The organism is Flavobacterium sp. N2038 (assembly GCF_025947185.1).
Lineage (GTDB): Bacteria > Bacteroidota > Bacteroidia > Flavobacteriales > Flavobacteriaceae > Flavobacterium.
The window spans coordinates 3,125,356-3,145,832 of record NZ_CP110001.1 but is presented as its reverse complement, the minus strand read 5'-3'; the positions used below and the strand labels follow the sequence as shown (position 1 = coordinate 3,145,832).

Sequence of the window (20,477 nt, the reverse complement as noted above, 5' to 3'; positions counted from 1 at the left end):
AAAAATAAAACTTGAAAATGGTAAAATTTTTAAAAAATAATTATTTTCAGAATAAATATAGAATCCTGGGATTACTCTTTTTTATTTCTTTTAGTTTAACAGCTCAAAATGAAATAGACAGCTCCAAAATTTGCCCACCCAAAACAATACTGGAAATCTTTAAAAAGAAAGATTCTATTTATGTCGTTAAGCCTATAAAAAACAGCTTCTTTTTAGTAATTCCTGCAATTGGTTCTCAGCCTGCAACCGGGTTTTTCTTTGGAGGTGTTGCACAGTATACCTTTAAAGGAAAAGAAAAAGCCGATAAATATTCTATCGCAAATCTTGGGATAACGTATACAACAAAAAAACAGTGGCTTGTAAATGTAAAGAACAATATTTTGCTAAAAAATAATAAGATATTTTTAAGTGGTGATTATCGTTTGTATATATTTTCGCAGCCTAATTATGGGTTAGGAACAGATATTATACCACCACGTCGGGATCAGGTTCCTGGATTTAGTATAGATTCTATTGCGCAGCCAATGGATTATAATTATTTTAAATTTCATCAATCTGTTTCTTTTGAGGTAAAGAAAAATTTTTATGTTGGCGGAGGAATCAATATTGACTGGTATTCCAGTATTGTAGACAAAGATCTTGATGTAGCCAACGGAAAGTTTACTTATCATTACAATTACAATCAAAAATACGGGTTTGATGATAAGGAGTATTTCCTGAACGGAATGAGCCTTAATTTGGTTTACGATTCAAGAGACAATCAGGTTAATGCGACTCACGGATGGTTTGCTAACTTAAATTATCGTTTTAATCCTGTATTGTTTGATAATCAGGAAGTAAGTAATGTACTGTATGCAGAATATAGAAACTTTATTCCCGTTTCTGCAAAAGATAAGAGATATATACTGGCACTTTGGACATACGGACAATTTGTGACAAAAGGTAAAGTCCCTTATTTAAATTTGCCGGCAATTGGCTGGGATCAACGCAGTCGAAGTGGAGAAGGATATACTCAGGGATTATTTAGAGGAACCAATTTGGTGTATTTAGCAGCTGAATTTAGATTTCCACTTAGCTGTAATCAGATGTTTAGCGGAACTGTCTTTACAAACTTTATTACAACCAGTAATCCTGATACTAACACCAATCTTTTTCACGCCATACAACCTGCAGCGGGTGTGGGATTACGTATTTTAATTGATAAAGCGACCCGAACCAATCTTATTGTAGATTATGCCTGGGGTAATAATTCTAAAGGATTTTACTTAAATGCCGGAGAAACATTCTAAAATGAATAATTTCAAAGGATAAAAAAGGTATAAAAGTCAAACTTCAGGACTTCTATTAAATTTTATTGTTCATAATTAAATCATAATTATCATGGTTTAGAGCACTATTTTTGAACTCAATCCTTATTTTTGTTGTATACACAAGTTTAAATGAAATTACTGATAGTCGAAGATGAACCAAATCTTTTGTCCATTTTGCGCAAAGGATTTGCTGAAAATAATAACGAAGTAAGCGTAGCTCTTGATGGTAAAACTGCCCTTGAGATGATTCAGAATTATGATTTTGATGTTGTTGTACTGGATGTCATGCTTCCGGATATAAACGGTATTGAAATCTGTAGAAGATTACGAGCAAGTAAAAACTTCGTACCTATTTTGCTTTTAACAGCCCTTGGAACTTCAGAGAATATAGTAACCGGACTTAATGCCGGAGCCGATGACTATTTGGTTAAACCATTTAAATTTGGAGAACTCGATGCGAGGGTTAATGCCTTAAACAGAAGAGCCAATCAGGATACAGAAAAAATAGATACTTTACAGATTGGCGATTTAGAAATAAATGGCAAAGCCAAAACAGTAAAAAGAGATAATGAATCTATTATCTTAACAGCTAAAGAGTTTAAATTATTGTACTATCTGGCTAAAAATTCAGGACGTATTGTTTCAAGAGATCAAATTCTGGATAATGTCTGGGATATTAATTTTGATATGAATACCAACGTTGTCGATGTATATATTACCTATTTGCGAAAAAAAATAGATAAACCTTTTAAAACCAAACTAATTCATACCATGAAAGGGTTAGGTTATGTGATAAAGCCATAGAATGGATATAAGAAAAAGAATAACCTTTACATATGTTGCACTTTCTACCTTTAGCACTTTGCTATTGTGTATTATTGTACTCGTTTTATTCAAGGAAAATAACCGTTATCATTTCTTAAAACGATTAGAAGACAGAGCAAAAATTGTGGCTTCAATTCACTTTCAGAATGATCCTGAGAAAAAGAAGTACTATAGTAATCTTAAAGAAAACGGACTCGAAGAATTAATTGAAGAAGAAGAATTTGTTCTTAAAATAAACAGTGCCAATAGTTTTGATTATAATACAAAACTAAATTTGCCGAATGAGTTTTATACCAATGTTTTAAATACCGGAAAAGATTACTTTGAGATCAATAGTAAATATTATTTAGGACAGGTTTTTACAGAAAATAATCAAAAGTATATTGTAGTTGTTGGAGCCAGAGATAAACGTGGAAAAACAACAACAATTTATATCGTCAGAATTTTACTTTTTGGCGGAATTGGATTTGTTTTCCTTGCCTTTTTTTTAGGACGTTTTTTAGCAAAGCGTGTTATTAATCCTGTTGCCAGAATCACTAAAGAAGTAAATCGAATAAGTGCATCAAACCTGCACAACAGATTGCCGGAAGTAAAAAACTCAGACGAAATTTCAGATCTTACCGCAACGTTCAATGATATGCTGGACAGGCTGGAAACCTCTTTTGAAATTCAGGCTAATTTTATAAATAATGCTTCACACGAATTAAAAACTCCAATAACCACCATTATTGCCGAAGCTGAAATTATGCTTTTGAAAGAAAGAAATGTTGCTGAGTATGTAGAATCTCTGCAAAATATATATAGTCAGGCATCCAGATTAGGAAATCTAACCGAAAGTCTGTTAAAACTGACACAAACCGGTTATGACGGCAAAAAACAGGTGTTGGATATCGCCAGAATCGACGAGTTGTTGTTGGATGTAAAATCAGATTTGGATAAGATTTTCCCTGATAACAGAGTAAGCATAAAACTTAATTTTGCACCAAAAGATTCAAATTTACTTTTAATCCCGTGCAATAAGCCACTTTTAGAATTAGCAATAAATAACATTATTACCAATGGAGTTAAGTATTCTGATAATAATGAAGTTTTTGTAACGCTTTCGGCAAATCAGGAAGCTATTAAAATTTCGATTAATGATATCGGGATTGGTATTCCGCCGGAAGATATTCCACATCTATACGAACCTTTTTTCAGAGGTAAGATTGCTACAAAGTATATAGGTTATGGTTTAGGACTTCCTTTGGCTTCCAAAATAATCAGAATGCACGGTGGTGAAATTCAGGTGCAATCAGAACAAAATAAAGGAACGATTGTTACTCTTATTTTCAATAAATCAAATATAAAGAAGAATAACATTAAAATTTCTAATGTTGAATCTTAAGAAATTCTAATTTCAGATTAAGACCCTTCTAATGTAAGCGGAGTTATTTTGTATGTATAAACTAAAAGAATATACATATGAAAAATTTCCTTATACCTACTACATTAAAAGACGATACTATTTGTGCTGTAAAATCAGCCATTAGCCAGGCAAAAGACTGCAACTGCGAAATCATTTTAATGATGGTAGCTGAAACCCCGGATTCCTTTTCGTCGTCTTTTTTTCTGCGTGAAATGAAAACCGGACTTACCATAAGTCAGGAAGAGGTTTTGGAAACTTGTCGATATATGATCGATCATACTAAAAACTGCAAAATCAAAATTCACAACCAATATGGGCTTTCATCTCCAATTTTTAAACGTGTTATAGAGCATTTTTCTGTAAAATTGGTTATTCTGACCAACTCTTATAAGCAGGAGACAAAGCGCATTCATCAATATTTGGTTCAATTAGCAGGAAATCAGAAATGTCCAATTCTGCATTTGGGGACAGAACAAATCAAAAACGATTTCAATAAAGCACTTTACATTGAAAATTCTGGTGCGCAACTACATGTAAAAGATGTTCAGCAATTTTTGAGTGAGAATTTCTCTTATGAAATTGTAAGTCAGACTTCTAAAATTGATGATAATTACGATGAGTTGGCTCCTTTTTTATCTGAAGCAATTTCGAAGTATGAAATTGATTTGCTGGTAGAAACCCGTAAAGGAGAAAAAATAAAATTCAAAAAAACAAAAAAGCAGGACATGAATGAAAAGCTGGGACTTCCGGTGCTTTCATTGTACGAAGAGATGGTTTAATTACTTCTTAGTCCTTAGTTTTTAGTAGCTGTTTCTGTTTTAGTTTGGGCAATGAGTTGATTTTGAAAATCTAAAACTTTATAGATATAGTATTAAGAACATTTATTGAGTCTAAAGACAATTACAAAGAACCAATTCCTAAATGTTAATCACTAAGGACTAATTACTTAGAACTAAACAGCCCAAAAATTAATTTAAAACCGAAAATATGTTATTAAAGAAAAGAATACCAATGAAGTACGTTCTCGGAAAAATTAAAGTCGAAATACTATTGGTATTAGCTTATACCATTTTATTTGAAATTTTTCATTACTACTTTATCAATCTGCCGGTCGATATTCCAATTGCTATTCCAACCATGATTGGTACCATTATATCATTATTATTGGCCTTCAAATCCAATCAGGCTTACGACAGATGGTGGGAAGCCCGTATTGTGTGGGGAGCAATTGTAAATGATTCGAGAACCTTAATACGTCAGGTACTGACATTTTACAAAGATCCTGATTTTTCTGTTGAAGCCAGTGAGTTCAAAGAGAATTTCGCAAAAAGACAAATCGCATGGTGCTATAGTTTAGGTCAGGCGCTTCGAAATAAAGATGCCATAAAACCACTTGAAGGTTTAATGAATGAAGATGAAATAAAATACATCAAAAACCATCAGAACATTCCTAATGCAATTTTAATGCTTCATGCAAGAGATTTAAGAAACGCAAAAAACGACAAGAGATTCAATATGTATCAGCAGGTTGAGATCGATAATACATTGTCGAGATTGTGCGATGAAATGGGAAAATGTGAGCGAATTAAAAACACGATCTTCCCAACGACATACAGTATGTATATAAGACTTACACTGTGTTTGTTTGTTTTCTTATTGCCATTTGGATTAACCAGTGTATTAAGCTGGTTTGCTATTCCATTGATTACAGCCATTGCAGCAGCTTTTTTTCTGATTGAAAGAATGGCAATTCATTTACAGGATCCGTTTGAAAACAGACCTACAGATACGCCCGTAACAACAATTGCGAATACAATTGAGAAGAATATTAAACAGATGCTAAACGAATATCAAAGTGAATTTGATATTTTAAGAGAATTTGATTTAAAAGACGAACCAAAGAAAGTCGAAAAAGACGCGTATTTCGTTCTGTAAAAATTTAATTTTGGTCTTGTTAATTGTTTGCAGGACAGTGCTTAATTGTGCTGTTCTGCTTTTTTTTTTTTAAACAGGAATTGCACACAAACATCTTAAACATAGCCAGCGGTTTCAACCGCCGGAACGTAAAGAATATTAAAACCTCCCGTGTGTTTCTGTGGTTGAAACCACGGGCTATGTTAATTTGAAGAGTTTTAAAATATTTATAATTGCTTCGCTAATCTTCCCAATGTCTGAATAGCAGTTCTTAATTCATTAGTCCACGGAAGCCCAAAACTCAAACGCATACAATTTGAAAACTGATCCTGAAATGAGAAAATCCTGCCTGGAGCAATACTAATTTTATGTTGCATTGCCAAATTATAAAAATCAGCAGTATCGATACTTTTATCCAATTCGATCCAAAGAAAAAAACCGCCCTGTGGCTGACTCACTTTAGTTCCCGCAGGAAAAGATTCTAAAACGGTATTGATATAATTATTGCAATTGTGATTTAAAATCTGACGTATTTTGCGAAGATGATTTTCGTAACGGCCGTTTTTAAGAAAATCTCCCACAACTTCATGGGTAATAGTAGGAGAGGAGAGAGAATGATAAATTTTATTGCGTAGAATTTGCTTTTTGAATTTCCCCGGAGAAACCCAGCCCACACGATATCCAGGAGAAAGTGTTTTAGAGACCGAACTGCAACAAAGTACAATTCCGCTTTCATCATACGTTTTACAATTCGTTGGACGGCTGGAGCCAAAATACAAATCACCGTGTATATCATCTTCAATCAATGGAATATTATAAAATTCCATTAATCTCACCACTTCAATTTTATGTTCAGCAGGCATCATACTTCCGGAAGGATTGCTAAAGTTGCTCATGAGCAAACATAGTTTTACCTTTTTAGAGGCCAATGCTTTTTTTAATGCTTCCAGCTCTATTCCTGTAGTCATATTAGTAGGCAATTCCATGATATACAAACCTAGTGATTTAGCAAGTTGTAATATACCAAAATAAGCGGGACTTTCTGTAATAATAGTATCTCCGGGCTTAGTCAGTGTCATTAAGCAATGTGATATCGCACTTGTGCAGCCCGGCATTGTAATAATGTCCTCTTCTGTAAGCGATCCGCCCCAGGTAAACGACCAGCGTGCAATTTCTCTTCTTAAATTAAGATTCCCTTTTACCTGATCATAACTTGTTCCGCTATTGGGCAGAGATCGCATGGCCTGAATCATTCCTTTGTTTAATTTGGCAATAGGCAATAATTCATTTGACGGAAATCCCAATGAAAGCATTGTGATATTTTTATCCGTCATATTACCGTAAACCTGATCAATTAAATCTTCCCGATTAATATTTGCACCTTTAAAAATAGGACTGCTTGGCGAAGGCTCCGTAATTATTCGGGCAGATGTATTGCTTACATAATACCCTGATTGCGGTCGTGATTCAATCAGAGAACGGCTTTCTACTTCATAGTAAGCCTTACTTACTGTACTCATGCTGTATCCCGTTTCGGCACAGACTTCACGTATAGAAGGAAGTTTATCGCCAACACTTAAAACGCCCGATTTTATTTGTTTTTCGATTCGGTCTGCAAACTGAAGATACAAGTAATTTGAATTTTTCATAAAAAAAAACTGTTATGGTGCAATTTACAAAAACTGTATCTGTATTGCTGTTTTATTTTTTAGAAATTTGTTTCATCAAAGAAATTTAAAAATTCGATCCTGTGAAAACAACAAAATATTACATTGCTGCGATTACCTGTTTTGTAATCTGGGGATTTTTTAGTTTAGTGCTAAAACCCATCCATGATTACCCTTCTCTGGATATTTTGTTTTACCGTGTTTTCAGTTGTAGTATTTTGATGTTACTGATTTCTTTTACCTTCAGGAGAAAAAAAGTCAGAGAAACAATCGAAACTTTTAAAGCATTGCCAAAAGCAGAGAAAAGAAAAAGTACTCTGTTAAACATTGGAGGAAGCGTTTTCCTGATGGCAAACTGGTTTACCTTTATTTATGTGATGAATCATGTAAGCGTAAAAGCGACTTCTTTGGCCTATTTGGTTTGTCCAATTCTAACCACATTACTGGCCTATTTCATTTTGCATGAAAAATTAAGTAAAACACAATGGATTGCGGTCGGGTTAAGTGTTTCAGGCTGTATACTATTATCTTATGCCAATATTATGGATATGTTTTTTAGTATCATTATTGGATTTACATATGCTTCTTATTTAGTAAGTCAGCGTATTAATAAAGGATTTGATAAATTTATAGTACTCACATTTCATATCACATTGGCAGCACTATTTTTATTGCCATTTTATCCGGCATATAGCGGGGTGGTACCTATGGAATTTAAGTTTTACTTTTGTATAGAGACCATTGCGATATTGTTTACCATTTTTCCGTTGTTTCTTAATCTGTACGCACTTTCCGGAATTAATTCGTCAACCGTTGGAATGCTTTTAAATATTAATCCAATGATTGCTTTCCTTTTGGCTATGTTTTTTTATAAAGAACCATTCGGGATCATACAAATTATAGCATACTGCATTATTTTTATCGCAGTGTTAGTTTTTAATTCACATCATATTTTTGCTTTAAAACAAAAATATATCCTGTCGTCTAAAGATTCTCAATAGACATAATCTTATATTTTTTATTGGTTTAAAATGTAAAATTACGAGAATCTTAACAGGGTTTTAAAACAGGAATGAGTATTTTTCATTCCTGTTTTTTTATGCAGTAAAATTGAATTTGAACATAGATTGTATAGATTTAAAAGTTTTTTTAACCACGAATTCACGAATGATTGTGTAAAATACATTTAAAAAAAATCGTGAATTGCTTCGCCTGTTCGCTATCGCTCGAGCCGTGGCTAATTTTCAACACAAAGAAAAATAATCCCTTAAATCTGTGTAATCTGTGGCCCAATAATAAAAACTATTCTCTATGAAAATTTCCAAACTTCAAGCCTTTACTCCGTTGTTTTATTTAGTGTGGTCTGATGATCTTTTGACTCAGAAAGAGTTTTCGACACTAAAAGAGTTCATAAATTCCTTAAATGTTTTATCAGAAGAAGAAAAAGATTATTTACTTTCTAAAGTAGATATTTCAAATCCGCCTTCGCGAAATGAACTCACGCAATGGAAATTGGATATCGAAAAAAGTATTCAGGATAAATCATCCATTAAGTCGATTTTTGATATTGCAAAAGCACTTTCAGGAAATGATTTAGATTTGACACCAATAGAATCAGATTTTACAAAACTCGAAAACGATCTTGGAGTTTTAGGTGAAGAAGTAATTCAGAGTTTTAAAACCAAAGTCAATTCTCTTACGGCGGGGTCACAAGTAAGTTCTGATTTTGATGTTAAGAAGATTACGGAGCTTTTGGACGGAAAAGAAGCTCCAATCATCAAAAGAGTAAAAGCGATTATTTCCAGACCGGAATTCGCTTATGAGACATCAACAGATATCCATGTATTTAGACAAACTGTATACAATTGGTGTAAAATCCTGGCCAAAGAAAACCTTGGAAATATGGCCTATCCGAAAGAATATGGCGGTGGAGGAAACATAGAAGATTATTTTGCCATTATGGAAACGCTGAGTTATCACGATTTGAGTCTGGTAATAAAATTTGGCGTTCAGTTTGGACTTTGGGGCATGAGCGTTCAATCGTTAGGAACCGAGAAACATTATGCCAAATACTTAAAAGATATTGGTTCGCTTAAACTTCCGGGTTGTTTTGCGATGACCGAAACACATCACGGATCAAATGTAAAAGGACTGGAAACTACGGCAACTTACAATCATAACGATCAGACTTTTATTATTCATACACCCAATAAAAATGCACAGAAAGAATATATAGGCAACGCGGCCGTTCACGGGCAAATGGCAACGGTTTTTGCAAAACTAATTATTGACGATCATGATTATGGCGTAAATGCTTTTGTAGTGCCATTGCGTGATTCAAACGGAAATGTTGTAAAAGGCGTAACTATTGGCGATTGCGGACATAAAATGGGGTTAAACGGAGTAGATAACGGAACCATTAGTTTTGATCATGTCGTGATTCCAAAAGACAATATGCTCGATCGTTTTGCTTCTGTAAATGAAAACGGAGAGTTTGAAAGCCCGATTCCGAGTGATAATCGTCGATTCTTTACCATGTTAGGGACTTTGGTAGGAGGCAGAATCGGAATTCCGCGTTCAGCTTTGGCTGCAGCCAAATCAGGATTAACAATCGCCATTCGCTACAGCGATCAAAGAAGACAATTTGGACCTGAAGGCGGCTCAGAAGTTCCGATTTTAAATTACAGAATGCATCAGAGAAGGTTATTGCCTAATTTGGCTAAAACATATGCTGTTCATTTTGCACTTCAATATTTAACCAGCAGATTTTTAAACCGAACCGAAGCCGAAATGCAGGAAATAGAAGCTTTGGCAGCCGGAATGAAATCCTATTCAACCTGGAATACAAGAGATATTCTACAGGAATGTCGTGAAGCCTGCGGAGGAAAAGGATATTTGTCTGAAAACCGAATTGATGCCTTAAAAAATGACACCGAAATTTATACCACTTTTGAAGGTGATAACACCGTTTTAATGCAATTGGTAGCCAAAAATCGTTTATCTGAATTTAGAAAAGCATTTGGTGAAATGGGAGCAGCCGGAATTATAAATTATGTTTATGAAAATGCTAAAACGGCACTGGCAGAGAAAAATCCCATTGCAACCCGCAGAACAGATGAAGAACATTTATTAGATGGTGAATTTCATCTGCAGGCGTTTGTTCACAGAGAAAAAACAATTATAGCATCTGCAGCAAAACGTATTAAAAAATTAATAGATGGAGGTTTAGATGCTTATGATGCTTTTAATGTAGTGCAGCATCAAATGATAGATGTGGCGCAGGCCTATTTGGAACGGGTTGTTTTAGAGCAATTTCAATTAGCAGTTAAATCAGTTGAAGATCAGAAAACAAAAGAAATACTAACCAGATTAAATCAGCTATATGCACTTTCTCAATTAGAAAAAAACAAAGGCTGGTTTTTGGAAGATGGGTATATGGAAGCGGTAAAAACAAAAGCAGTTCGAAAAATGGTCAATCAGTTATGCTGGGATATTCGTCCTGATGCGGTGGCTTTGGTAAATGCTTTTGATATTCCTGAGAGTTGTTTGGCGGCGCCAATTGCTGTTTAGTTTTTTTTTGAACCATATAAGTTATATAAGTTCATTTAAAGTTTTGTTTTTTTAGTCACAGATTAGAGGGATTGAAAATGATTTTTTAAAAGCGTTCCAAAGGAACAAATTATATTGTAGGGATGGATTTTAATCCATCCTTCGCGATCATAATCGACAATCTTGCCATTTCTCCTTCCTCTGGATGACAAGACATAGATGCGAAATCTAAAAATAGAATTCATGTAAATTATTATAGCCCGCGGTTTCAACCGCGGGAACGCAACGGTTATCAAAATCTTCTATACGTTCCCACGGTTGAAACTGCGGGCTATGTTTATAATCTTTGTTGATTCTGTGGTGCGATTTCTCGTTCCTTACAATGATAAGATTATGTTGTGAGATATTGTTTTGTTATAGTAATTAGTTTATTGTGATAAAATTATTTATATCATTAACTCTTTTTAAATCATCGTTTTATTAAAATAACTAGCCTTTTCAAAGTCACTAATATTAATTGAAATAACAGAAACCTCAGGAAGTAAAGTATTTAAACGGGTTATAATACCTTGAGATAAATTGCTTTTCTGTTCAGAATTTCGGCCCTCCATGATGTATCCAAAAACGTGTATGAAATCATCCAGACTATTTCCGTTATTGTAATAACTAAATGGGTTTATGCGTACTTTAATTTCCGAGAGTGGAAAAAGCCCTGTTGATGAAGCCGAATCAAAAACCTCTTGCATTATTTCATCCGGAGATTTTAATCGTATTACATTTTCGGAACAATCAATTATAAAATGTGGCATGATCTTATATTTTAAGTTAGTTTCTGTTGTAACAAAAATATAAAAAACAATACTTGTAATAATCTTATAAAGTATATTTTTCTATCGAAGCTTTATTATATTTGTATGTTTCATTTATCTTTTTATTAGTTTGAAAAATCCATTTCTGTTTCTTTTTATCGTTCTTATTTGCTGTACTGTTAATGCGACGGAAAGTACAGATGATATTCTGACGAACTTAAATCTGGCCTTGCAAAACAAAGCACATTATGTTCGGTTAAAGGAAGAACGGATTTTAAATTTCAAAAAAATAAAGTCCGATAATTTAACCAAAGAACAGGAATACAATTACAATAAAGCATTGTATGCTGAATATCAAAAATTCAATTCGGATTCGGCTATTTTTTATGTTAAAAAGAATCTGAAACTTGCCGCTGAACTTCAAAATAAAGAATTGTCTGATCTGGCCAATTTGCAATTGGTTACGCTTTACTCTTCTTCTGGAAAATACCGGGAGTCTGAAGCAATTCTAAAAAGTATCGACAAAAAGAAACTGTCAGCTTCTTTATTGCCCACTTATTACGTTGCGTATCGTGAGTTTTTTGAGCATTATGCTGCAAATAGCTACGATGCAAAATACATTCAGCAAATTCGCAGCTATAGAGATTCTTTATTGACAGTCCTGGATCCAAATACTTTAAATTACAAAATCAATAAAATTCAACAGGGAATTTCGCAGAAAAAATTTGTCAGCTCTCAAAAGCAGTTGCTAATTTTATTAAAAAACATCAAAGAAGATAATCCCCAATATGCGATGATAACGTATCTGTTGGGCAATATTTATGAAAACACAAACCAGCTTGAACTGAGAAAAAAATATTATGCACTTTCTGCAACAGCAGATATCAAAAATGCTAATAAAGACAATGCTTCACTTCAGGAACTGGCCTTAGTATTTTATAAAATTGGCGATGTAGATATGGCTTATAAACTGACACAATCAGCCATTGAAGATGCCCTGTATTGTAATGTTCAGTTTAGAACCCTGTTAATGTCTGAAGTGTATTCGATCATTAATACCGTTTATTTAGAGAAAGAAGCCAAACGAAAAACAGAATTGCAGCTTTATTTGTTGTGTATAAGTTTACTGTCTGTATTTTTGATTGCAGCAGTGATTTATGTTTACAAACAAATGAAAAAAGTTTCCAGAATTCGTGGAGAGCTTTATGAAACTAGTCAAGAACTAGCCAGACTAAATCAGGACATTACCAAAACCAACGAGCAGCTTCAGGAACGTAATGCGCAATTGTCTGAATCAAATCATATTAAAGAAGAATATATTGCTCATTTCTTTAGTCTTTGTTCTACTTATATCAATAAACTAGAAAACTACCGTATTATTTTAAACAAAAAAGCAACAGCAAAACAGTTTGACGAAATCTATAAAATTCTAAAATCAACAACTTTAGTTGATAATGAACTGGAAGAATTGTACAAGAATTTTGATATTATCTTTTTGAATTTATATCCCACTTTCGTGAAAGACTTTAACGAGTTGCTTACTAAAGACGAGCAAATAATTTTAAAACAAGGAGAATTGTTAAATACGGAGCTTCGCATTTTTGCACTGATTCGTTTAGGAATTACAGATAGTGTCAAAATAGCAGCCTTTCTTCGTTACTCATTAAGTACAATTTATAATTATCGAACAAGAGGCAGAAATAAAGCTGCTGTTTCCCGAAATGATTTTGAAGAAATGGTCATGAAAATTGGTTTAATTACATTGAAATCATAAAGATTTATTTTAAAATCACTACTTTTTTTTGGTTTTATTTTTAGTTATATATCTGATAATTAATGTTTTAATTTTTTTATTTACTACTTTTTTTCGTTTAAAAATTTAACACACACTATAACGTTTTAGCTTTACAATATTATTAAAAGGTACTATTGACTACTAGTATCTTTTAGATTATATATTGAATGCTTAAATAAATAATTAGTTATGTTTAAAAACGTTAAAACAATCGTTGTTTTAGTTTTATTGAGTTCATTCGGATTGAATGCGCAAAATAAAGTTCCGGTTTATCTTGATGATAAAATGCCAATTAATGAGCGCGTAGAAGATGCGCTTAAGCGAATGACAACCGAGGAGAAAATTGCCATTATCCATGCACAGTCTAAATTTAGTTCTCCTGGAGTAAAACGTCTTGGAATTCCTGAAAACTGGATGACCGACGGACCACACGGAATTCGTACAGAGGTTAAATGGGATGAATGGGATCAGGCAGGATGGACAAACGACTCTTGTATTGCTTTTCCGGCCCTTACAGCCCTTTCTGCAACCTGGAACAAAGATTTGGCTTCTTTATATGGTAAATCTATTGGAGAAGAAGCACGTTACCGTAACAAAAATGTATTATTAGGACCAGGAGTAAACATTTACAGAAGCCCATTAAACGGCCGTAACTTCGAATATATGGGAGAAGATCCGTTTTTAGCTTCAAAAATGGTGGTTCCTTATATAAAAGGTGTACAGGCAAACGGAGTTGCCGCTTGTGTAAAACATTTTGCTTTAAACAATCAGGAAACAAACCGAAATTCTGTAAACGTAATTGTTGATGATCGTGCTTTGTACGAAATCTATCTTCCGGCCTTTAAAGCGGCAGTTCAGGAAGGGGATGTTTGGTCAATTATGGGCTCTTATAATAAATACAAAGGGCAACAATGTTGTCATAACGAATATTTGTTAAATGACATTCTTCGTGGAGAATGGGGTTTCAAAGGAGTTGTGGTGTCAGATTGGGGCGGAGTAAGCGATACCAAACAAGCTATTCATAATGGCCTGGATATGGAATTTGGTTCATGGACAAACGGCCTTTCATGGGGAACAAGTAATGCTTATGATAACTACTTTTTAGCAAAACCATATTCTGAAATGATCAGAAAAGGAGAAGTAGGAACAAAAGAACTAGACGAAAAAGTACGTCGTGTACTTCGTTTAGCTTTCTTAACTACAATGGATAAAAATCGTCCTTTTGGATCGTTTGGAACTCAGGAACATGCAGATGCAGGACGTAAAATTGCTGAAGAAGGAATTGTATTATTACAGAACACCAATAACATTTTGCCAATTAACCTTTCTAAAACAAAGAAAATTGCGGTAATTGGTGAAAATGCAATCAAAATGATGACTGTTGGAGGTGGAAGTTCGTCTCTAAAAGCAAGATATGAAATTACTCCACTTGAGGGTTTAAAGAAAAGAATTGGTAATCAGGCTGAAATTGTGTACGCTCGTGGTTATGTTGGTGATCCGACAAGTAATTATAATGGCGTAATTGCAAAAGTAAGTTTAGAAGAAAAACGTCCGCAGGCAGAATTAACTGCTGAAGCTTTAAAAATTGCTAAAGATGCAGATATTGTTCTTTTTATTGGAGGTTTAAATAAAAGCGAAAATCAGGATGACGAAGGACATGATCGTGCAGCATTAGGATTGCCTTATGGTCAGGATAAATTAATCAGTGAGTTAGCAAAAGTAAATAAGAATATTGTTTTTGTAAATATTTCAGGAAATGCTGTGGCAATGCCATGGGTAAAAGAAGTTCCGGGAATTGTTCAGGGATGGTTTTTAGGTACAGAAGCAGGAAACGCTTTGGCAAATGTTTTGGTTGGAGATGTAAACCCTTCAGGGAAACTTACTTTTACTTTCCCGGTAAAATTAGCAGATAACGGTGCACACGCATTAGGGGAATTTCCTGGTGGTGACGAGGTAAAATACAACGAAGGAATTTTTGTTGGTTACCGTTGGGCAGACAAGCAAAAGGTAAAACCTTTATTTTCTTTTGGTCACGGGTTAAGCTATACCACTTTTGCTTATGGAAAAGTAACAGCCGATAAAAAACAATTAGCTGCCGGAGATAAAATTTCATTCTCTGTAAAAGTAAAAAATACGGGAAACAGAGAAGGAGCTGAGACTGTACAATTGTACATTAGTGATTTAAAATCTTCATTACCACGCCCGATTAAGGAATTAAAAGGATTTGAGAAAGTTTTGCTTAAAGCAGGAGAAGAAAAAACAGTAACTTTTACAGTTGATAAAACTGCATTAAGTTTCTTTGACGATAAAAAACATGACTGGGTTGCCGAGCCAGGTGATTTTGAAGCTATTGTTGGAGCCTCTTCAACAGATATAAAATCTAAAGTGATTTTTTCACTTCAATAATTTCATTATTTCTAAATTGGTTGGTTTGTAAAGCTGCAAGTGTAAAAGTTTGCAGCTTTGCTTTTTAAAACTAGATTTTTATTTTCTCACGATTTAGATATTAAGTACAAAACTTAACTTTCTTAATAGTAAATCCATTTTTTAGTGTCGCAAACACAATGCTTAATTAGCTTAATATCTTAATGGTAAAAAAAAAACAAAAAATTGACATGAAAAAAAATATACTTGTAGTATTGGGTTTGTTTTTGGTACAAAACCTTTCGGCGCAAAGCCTGAATAAAATGCAATGGTTTAATGAACCTGAAAAATGGGAAATTAAAAACAACGCTTTGATTATGAATGTTACTGCCAATAGTGATTACTGGCGTATTTCGCATTACGGTTTTACAGTTGATGACGCACCATTTTACTACGCTAATTACGGAGGAGAATTTGAAGCTAAAGTAAAACTGACCGGAAATTACATCGCCCGTTTTGACCAAATGGGATTAATGATTCGCGTTGATGAAAAAAACTATATCAAAACCGGAGTTGAATTTGTAGATGGGAAATTTAATATAAGTACAGTCGTAACGCACGATAAAAGCGACTGGAGTGTTACTACTCTGGATAAAGCGCCACCATTTGTATGGATAAAAGTCGTGAGAAGATTAGATGCTGTTGAGGTTTTCTTTTCCTATGATGACAAAAATTATATTCTAACCAGAAATGCCCCATTGCAAGATAATAAGCCTGTTATGGTAGGTTTAATGGCTGCATCTCCGGACGGAAAAGGTTTTGAAGCCAAATTTGAAAATTTCAAAGTAACACACTTACCGGATCAACGCAGATTAGAATGGCTTAAAAATCATCAGGAATAATTTAATTAGATAATTTGGCAATTAGATAATTAGATAATTATGAATGAGTTGTTTAATAATTATCCAATAGAGCAAATATTAATTGTTTAAAAAAATCTTATTTTAGCTTTCACCAAAAAACAATACTAACCATTTAACCACAAAAAAATATTTTTATGAGTTCAATTTCAATGGACATTAAACCAAAAAAGCATTATGAAATTTTAGACGGCCTGCGCGGAGTAGCCGCTCTTTTAGTAGTTATTTTTCACATTTTAGAAACTTTTAATGAAGGAAGCCGCTTTAAGCAAATCATGAATCACGGTTATCTCGCGGTCGATTTCTTCTTTCTTTTATCCGGTTTTGTTGTGGCCTACGCCTATGACGACCGTTGGGGGAAAATGGGTCAATGGGAATTTTACAAACGACGCTTAATCCGTTTGCAGCCCATGGTCATTATGGGGATGATTATTGGAGCTTTGTTTTATTATTTTCAGGCTTCAGACACAGTATTTCCAATGATAGCAGGAATGGAAGTCTGGAAAGTAATTTTAACCATGGTAATTGGATTTACATTACTTCCAATTCCGCCGTCTTTAGAAATAAGAGGCTGGGGAGAAATGCATCCGCTAAATGGACCTGCATGGTCACTTTTCTTTGAGTATATTGCCAATATTCTATACGCACTATTCTTCCGTAAATTCTCTAATAAAGTATTAGGAGTATTTGTTGTAATCTTTGCAGGAATGCTGATTAATTATACCGTTTTTGGGCCAAAAGGAGATGTTATTGGCGGCTGGTCATTGAATCTGGAACAAATGAATGTTGGTTTTACCCGTTTATTATATCCGTTTTTTGCCGGAGTCTTACTTTCCCGTTTAGGAAAGTTGATCCATGTAAAAGGAGCATTTTGGATTTGCAGTATTATGATTGTTGTAGTATTCAGTATACCAAGAATTGGAGACGAGAATAGTTTATGGATGAATGGTCTATACGAATCATTCTGTATTATTCTAATGTTCCCGTTAATTGTTGCCATTGGAGCAGGAGGAGAGATAAAGAATCCGCTTTCGCTGAAAATATGTAAAGCCCTGGGAGATATTTCGTATCCAATTTACATCATACATTATCCATTAATTTATTGGTACACAGCCTGGGTATTCGAGAATAAAATTCCTCTAAAAGACGGTTATATTATAGGAATCGGAGTTTTAATTTCCAGCATCGTAATTGCATATTTATGTCTGAAGCTGTATGATGAACCAGTACGTAATTGGCTTCAGAAGAAGGTTCAAAAAAGAAAACCTGTTATTGTCGAAATTGCCGAATAAACGATATTGAATTTCTAATTTTGTTAGTTATAGATATTCAAAAAAAGGATGAAGTCAATTGATTTCATCCTTTTTATTTTGTTTCAATGTAATGTAGAGATGCACTGGTGTGCATCTATTTTTTTGCCACAGATTATTAGGATTAAAAATGATTTTTTAACATACTCATTGATTAGACGCACTGCTGTGCGTCTCTACCGAGAAAAACGAAACGATAGAAGAACAAAAAAAGGGATAAACAATTTGTTTATCCCTTTTGTATTTAAAGCTATTCTTAATCTTAAATAAAGAATAGAAGAAAAACTTAGAATCTCAGAGTCTTAGCATCTTAGAATCTCAAAAAATTATTCTAAAATCAATTGACCCAAAGCTTCTTTACTGAAACCTTTTAACTGATCTAATTGCCCCGCTTTAATTTTAGCAACCCAGTTTGGATCAGATAAAAGAGGTCTTCCAACAGCAACTAAATCAAAATCGCCTCGGTCAAAACGTCTGTTTAATTCTTCTAAAGATGTTGGCTCAGAACTTTCTCCCGCAAATGCACCAAAGAAATCACTGGAAAGACCAACAGAACCAACCGTAATTGTTGGAGCTCCGGTCACCTTTTTAGCCCATCCTGCAAAGTTCAAATCAGAATCTTCAAACTCTGGTTCCCAGAATCTGCGTTGAGAAGCGTGCAGAATATCAACTCCTGCATCAACAAGTGGTGTAAGCCAGGCTTCTAATTCTTGTGGGTTTTTCGCCAGTTTATAATTATAATCAGAAGGTTTAAATTGAGAAAATCTCATGATTACAGCAAAATCATTTCCTACTTGTCTTCTAACTTCTTTTACCACTTCAATAGCAAAACGGTTACGCTCTGGCAAAGTTTTCCCACCATAAATGTCAGTACGTAAGTTAGTTTCAGCCCTGAAAAACTGATCAATTAAATATCCGTGTGCACCGTGAATTTCGATAGTATCAAAACCTAATCTTTTAGCATCAGCTGCAGCTTTTCCAAAAGCCAGAATAGTATCTTCTATGTCTTTTTCAGACATAGTAATTCCGTTTCTGAAATCAGGACGATTTAATCCGGACGGTCCTTCAAAAGGAACAGGAGGAACCCATCCCGAATGATGATTATCCATAATTCCCATATGCCAGATTTGTGGCCCCATTTGTCCGCCGGCAGCATGAACTTCATTAATTACTTTTTCCCAGCCTTTTAATGATTCTGTGCCATAAAAATGAGGAACATTAGCATCGTTTGATGAGGAAGGTCTGTCAATTACAGTACCTTCAGATAATATTAAACCAACTTCACCTTCAGCTCTTTTTTGATAGTAAGAAGCAACTTCGTTAGTTGGAACTCCGTTTGGAGAAAATGAGCGCGTCATTGGCGCCATTACGATTCGATTTTTAAGATTTAACGTTTTTAAGTTAAATGGCGAAAATAGGTTGTTTGTACTCATAGTAATTTACAAATTAGATTGAATTAATTTACTGAGTGCTTCAAAGGCACCTTCGTTACGTTTATAGTAAGTCCATTGTCCAACACGTTTAGCCTCTATAAAGCCTGCACGTTGTAAAATAGACAGATATTCTGAAACTGTAGATTGTGTTAAGCCGGCTTTGGCCTGAATTTGTCCCACACAGACTCCGTGTTCAAATCCACCATGCTCAAGCTGGCCGGGAAAGTTAATTTCGGGTTCTTTAAGCCATTCCAGCATTTGTAGTCTGGACTTATTTGATAAAGCTTTAAAAATTTCTATATTTTCCATGACGCAAATATATCGACTTTTCCCGATATACCAATTAAGTAAAATGTTTTTAGGAAAATTTTATGATGGAGGAGAGGAAATGATAAAGAATTTAATAAAGAAAATTTATATTTGCTTACGAATTAATCTCGCGAAGACGCGAAGCTAAGACACAAACTTGTCATTTCGACGAAGGAGAAATCTTCGCAAGAAACTCCACAAAGAAAAGTCAATCTTTGTCGATTCAGCAACGGAGATTTCTCCTTCGTCGAAATGACAAAAATGAAAATACTTAGTGACTTTACGAGAGAATTCAACCTAATTTTGAAAATAGAATTAAAACCAGATAGCCCCAATTATCTAAAATAAACTTAATCAATTATGAAAAAAACATTACTCATTTTAGGATTCTTATGTTGTGTAGTAACCAGCTCAAAAGCCCAGGTTGTTGGTGTTGAAGTTGGAGATATTGCTCCCGAAATTGATCTTCCGGACACAAAAGGAAATAATATTGCTCTTACATCATTTAGAGGTTCTTTGGTTTTAATCGACTTTTGGGCATCATGGTGTGGCCCATGTATTAAAGAACAACCTTTATTAAAGAAGTTATATACTGCTTATCCTGATAAATTATCGATTTACAGTGTTTCTATGGATACCAAAAAACCTTTGTGGATTGGTGCCATCGCAAAAGGAAAATTGCCATGGACACAAGTAAGTGATTTACAATACTGGAAATCTCCAGCTGCTTTAGATTATATGCTACAATCAGTTCCTTTGAATTTTTTAATTGATAAAAACGGAATCATATTAGCTAAAAATATTCATGGGAAAGCATTAGAAGATATGGTTAACAGTTTGTTGACCCCGCAACAAAACTAGAAATTT

Annotated in this window: 16 protein-coding genes; 12 read left to right on the top strand and 4 right to left on the bottom strand. The window is 34.1% G+C overall.

The features are described 5' to 3' along the window. The first annotated feature begins 17 nt into the window (after positions 1–17). The 5 genes from OLM51_RS13920 to OLM51_RS13900 all read left to right on the top strand — a co-directional run bounded on the left by OLM51_RS13920 (position 18) and on the right by OLM51_RS13900 (position 5,475). A complete protein-coding gene (locus OLM51_RS13920; RefSeq protein ID WP_264551206.1) occupies positions 18–1,289 on the top strand; it encodes a BamA/TamA family outer membrane protein in 1,272 nt (423 codons plus the stop codon). 150 nt (positions 1,290–1,439) lie between these two features. Further along, entirely contained in the window at positions 1,440–2,114 is a 675-nt protein-coding gene (locus OLM51_RS13915; protein ID WP_213256210.1) for a response regulator transcription factor, read from the top strand. Between the two features lies 1 nt (position 2,115). Further along, positions 2,116–3,519, top strand: coding sequence for a sensor histidine kinase (locus OLM51_RS13910; RefSeq protein WP_264551205.1), 1,404 nt, complete (start codon positions 2,116–2,118; stop codon positions 3,517–3,519). Between the two features lie 77 nt (positions 3,520–3,596). After that, positions 3,597–4,319, top strand: a complete 723-nt coding sequence (locus tag OLM51_RS13905) for a hypothetical protein (protein ID WP_264551204.1) — start codon at positions 3,597–3,599, stop codon at positions 4,317–4,319. Positions 4,320–4,527: 208 nt separating this feature from the next. Continuing rightward, the gene (locus OLM51_RS13900; protein WP_264551203.1) at positions 4,528–5,475 is read left to right on the top strand and encodes a bestrophin family protein; all 948 of its coding nucleotides are present in this window, start codon (positions 4,528–4,530) and stop codon (positions 5,473–5,475) included. A gap of 206 nt (positions 5,476–5,681) precedes the next feature. Here OLM51_RS13900 and OLM51_RS13895 read toward each other — a convergent pair whose 3' ends face one another. After that, positions 5,682–7,103: a PLP-dependent aminotransferase family protein gene (locus tag OLM51_RS13895; protein WP_264551202.1), complete on the bottom strand. Its 1,422-nt coding sequence runs from the start codon at positions 7,101–7,103 to the stop codon at positions 5,682–5,684. A 101-nt stretch (positions 7,104–7,204) separates the two neighbouring features. Between OLM51_RS13895 and OLM51_RS13890 the strand changes: the two genes are divergently transcribed. Together OLM51_RS13890 and OLM51_RS13885 are read left to right on the top strand one after the other, a co-directional pair. After that, the gene (locus OLM51_RS13890) at positions 7,205–8,122 is read left to right on the top strand and encodes an EamA family transporter (RefSeq protein WP_264551201.1); all 918 of its coding nucleotides are present in this window, start codon (positions 7,205–7,207) and stop codon (positions 8,120–8,122) included. 310 nt (positions 8,123–8,432) lie between these two features. Then, entirely contained in the window at positions 8,433–10,691 is a 2,259-nt protein-coding gene (locus tag OLM51_RS13885; RefSeq protein ID WP_264551200.1) for an acyl-CoA dehydrogenase, read from the top strand. A gap of 443 nt (positions 10,692–11,134) precedes the next feature. Here OLM51_RS13885 and OLM51_RS13880 read toward each other — a convergent pair whose 3' ends face one another. After that, a complete protein-coding gene (locus OLM51_RS13880; RefSeq protein WP_264551199.1) occupies positions 11,135–11,479 on the bottom strand; it encodes a 5-carboxymethyl-2-hydroxymuconate Delta-isomerase in 345 nt (114 codons plus the stop codon). Between the two features lie 130 nt (positions 11,480–11,609). Between OLM51_RS13880 and OLM51_RS13875 the strand changes: the two genes are divergently transcribed. The 4 genes from OLM51_RS13875 to OLM51_RS13860 all read left to right on the top strand — a co-directional run bounded on the left by OLM51_RS13875 (position 11,610) and on the right by OLM51_RS13860 (position 17,850). After that, positions 11,610–13,253 carry a DUF6377 domain-containing protein gene (locus OLM51_RS13875; protein ID WP_264551198.1) on the top strand — a complete coding sequence of 548 codons (1,644 nt, stop codon included), beginning with the start codon at positions 11,610–11,612 and terminating at the stop codon, positions 13,251–13,253. A 210-nt stretch (positions 13,254–13,463) separates the two neighbouring features. Beyond that, the gene (locus tag OLM51_RS13870; RefSeq protein WP_264551197.1) at positions 13,464–15,680 is read left to right on the top strand and encodes a glycoside hydrolase family 3 C-terminal domain-containing protein; all 2,217 of its coding nucleotides are present in this window, start codon (positions 13,464–13,466) and stop codon (positions 15,678–15,680) included. A 209-nt stretch (positions 15,681–15,889) separates the two neighbouring features. Next, entirely contained in the window at positions 15,890–16,540 is a 651-nt protein-coding gene (locus tag OLM51_RS13865; protein WP_264551196.1) for a DUF1349 domain-containing protein, read from the top strand. A 155-nt stretch (positions 16,541–16,695) separates the two neighbouring features. Beyond that, positions 16,696–17,850, top strand: a complete 1,155-nt coding sequence (locus OLM51_RS13860; protein WP_264551195.1) for an acyltransferase family protein — start codon at positions 16,696–16,698, stop codon at positions 17,848–17,850. A 344-nt stretch (positions 17,851–18,194) separates the two neighbouring features. Here OLM51_RS13860 and OLM51_RS13855 read toward each other — a convergent pair whose 3' ends face one another. Both OLM51_RS13855 and OLM51_RS13850 read right to left on the bottom strand, forming a co-directional pair. Continuing rightward, positions 18,195–19,301 carry an NADH:flavin oxidoreductase gene (locus OLM51_RS13855; RefSeq protein WP_264551194.1) on the bottom strand — a complete coding sequence of 369 codons (1,107 nt, stop codon included), beginning with the start codon at positions 19,299–19,301 and terminating at the stop codon, positions 18,195–18,197. 6 nt (positions 19,302–19,307) lie between these two features. Continuing rightward, entirely contained in the window at positions 19,308–19,610 is a 303-nt protein-coding gene (locus OLM51_RS13850; RefSeq protein ID WP_012025367.1) for an ArsR/SmtB family transcription factor, read from the bottom strand. A gap of 360 nt (positions 19,611–19,970) precedes the next feature. On the opposite strand from OLM51_RS13850, the gene OLM51_RS13845 reads away from it, so the two are divergent. Further along, positions 19,971–20,471 (top strand): TlpA family protein disulfide reductase, encoded by a 501-nt coding sequence (locus OLM51_RS13845; protein ID WP_264551193.1) that lies wholly within the window; start codon positions 19,971–19,973, stop codon positions 20,469–20,471. Positions 20,472–20,477: the final 6 nt, after the last annotated feature.

Bases quoted from the DNA above. Each gene is read 5' to 3' on its own strand.
- OLM51_RS13860 (WP_264551195.1), top strand. From the start codon at position 16,696: ATGAGTTCAATTTCAATGGACATTAAACCAAAAAAGCATTATGAAATT.
- OLM51_RS13910 (WP_264551205.1), top strand. From the start codon at position 2,116: ATGGATATAAGAAAAAGAATAACCTTTACATATGTTGCACTTTCTACC.
- OLM51_RS13900 (WP_264551203.1), top strand. From the start codon at position 4,528: ATGTTATTAAAGAAAAGAATACCAATGAAGTACGTTCTCGGAAAAATT.
- OLM51_RS13885 (WP_264551200.1), top strand. From the start codon at position 8,433: ATGAAAATTTCCAAACTTCAAGCCTTTACTCCGTTGTTTTATTTAGTG.
- OLM51_RS13865 (WP_264551196.1), top strand. From the start codon at position 15,890: ATGAAAAAAAATATACTTGTAGTATTGGGTTTGTTTTTGGTACAAAAC.
- OLM51_RS13855 (WP_264551194.1), bottom strand. From the start codon at position 19,301: ATGAGTACAAACAACCTATTTTCGCCATTTAACTTAAAAACGTTAAAT.
- OLM51_RS13870 (WP_264551197.1), top strand. From the start codon at position 13,464: ATGTTTAAAAACGTTAAAACAATCGTTGTTTTAGTTTTATTGAGTTCA.
- OLM51_RS13905 (WP_264551204.1), top strand. From the start codon at position 3,597: ATGAAAAATTTCCTTATACCTACTACATTAAAAGACGATACTATTTGT.
- OLM51_RS13880 (WP_264551199.1), bottom strand. From the start codon at position 11,479: ATGCCACATTTTATAATTGATTGTTCCGAAAATGTAATACGATTAAAA.
- OLM51_RS13920 (WP_264551206.1), top strand. From the start codon at position 18: ATGGTAAAATTTTTAAAAAATAATTATTTTCAGAATAAATATAGAATC.
- OLM51_RS13845 (WP_264551193.1), top strand. From the start codon at position 19,971: ATGAAAAAAACATTACTCATTTTAGGATTCTTATGTTGTGTAGTAACC.
- OLM51_RS13915 (WP_213256210.1), top strand. From the start codon at position 1,440: ATGAAATTACTGATAGTCGAAGATGAACCAAATCTTTTGTCCATTTTG.
- OLM51_RS13895 (WP_264551202.1), bottom strand. From the start codon at position 7,103: ATGAAAAATTCAAATTACTTGTATCTTCAGTTTGCAGACCGAATCGAA.
- OLM51_RS13850 (WP_012025367.1), bottom strand. From the start codon at position 19,610: ATGGAAAATATAGAAATTTTTAAAGCTTTATCAAATAAGTCCAGACTA.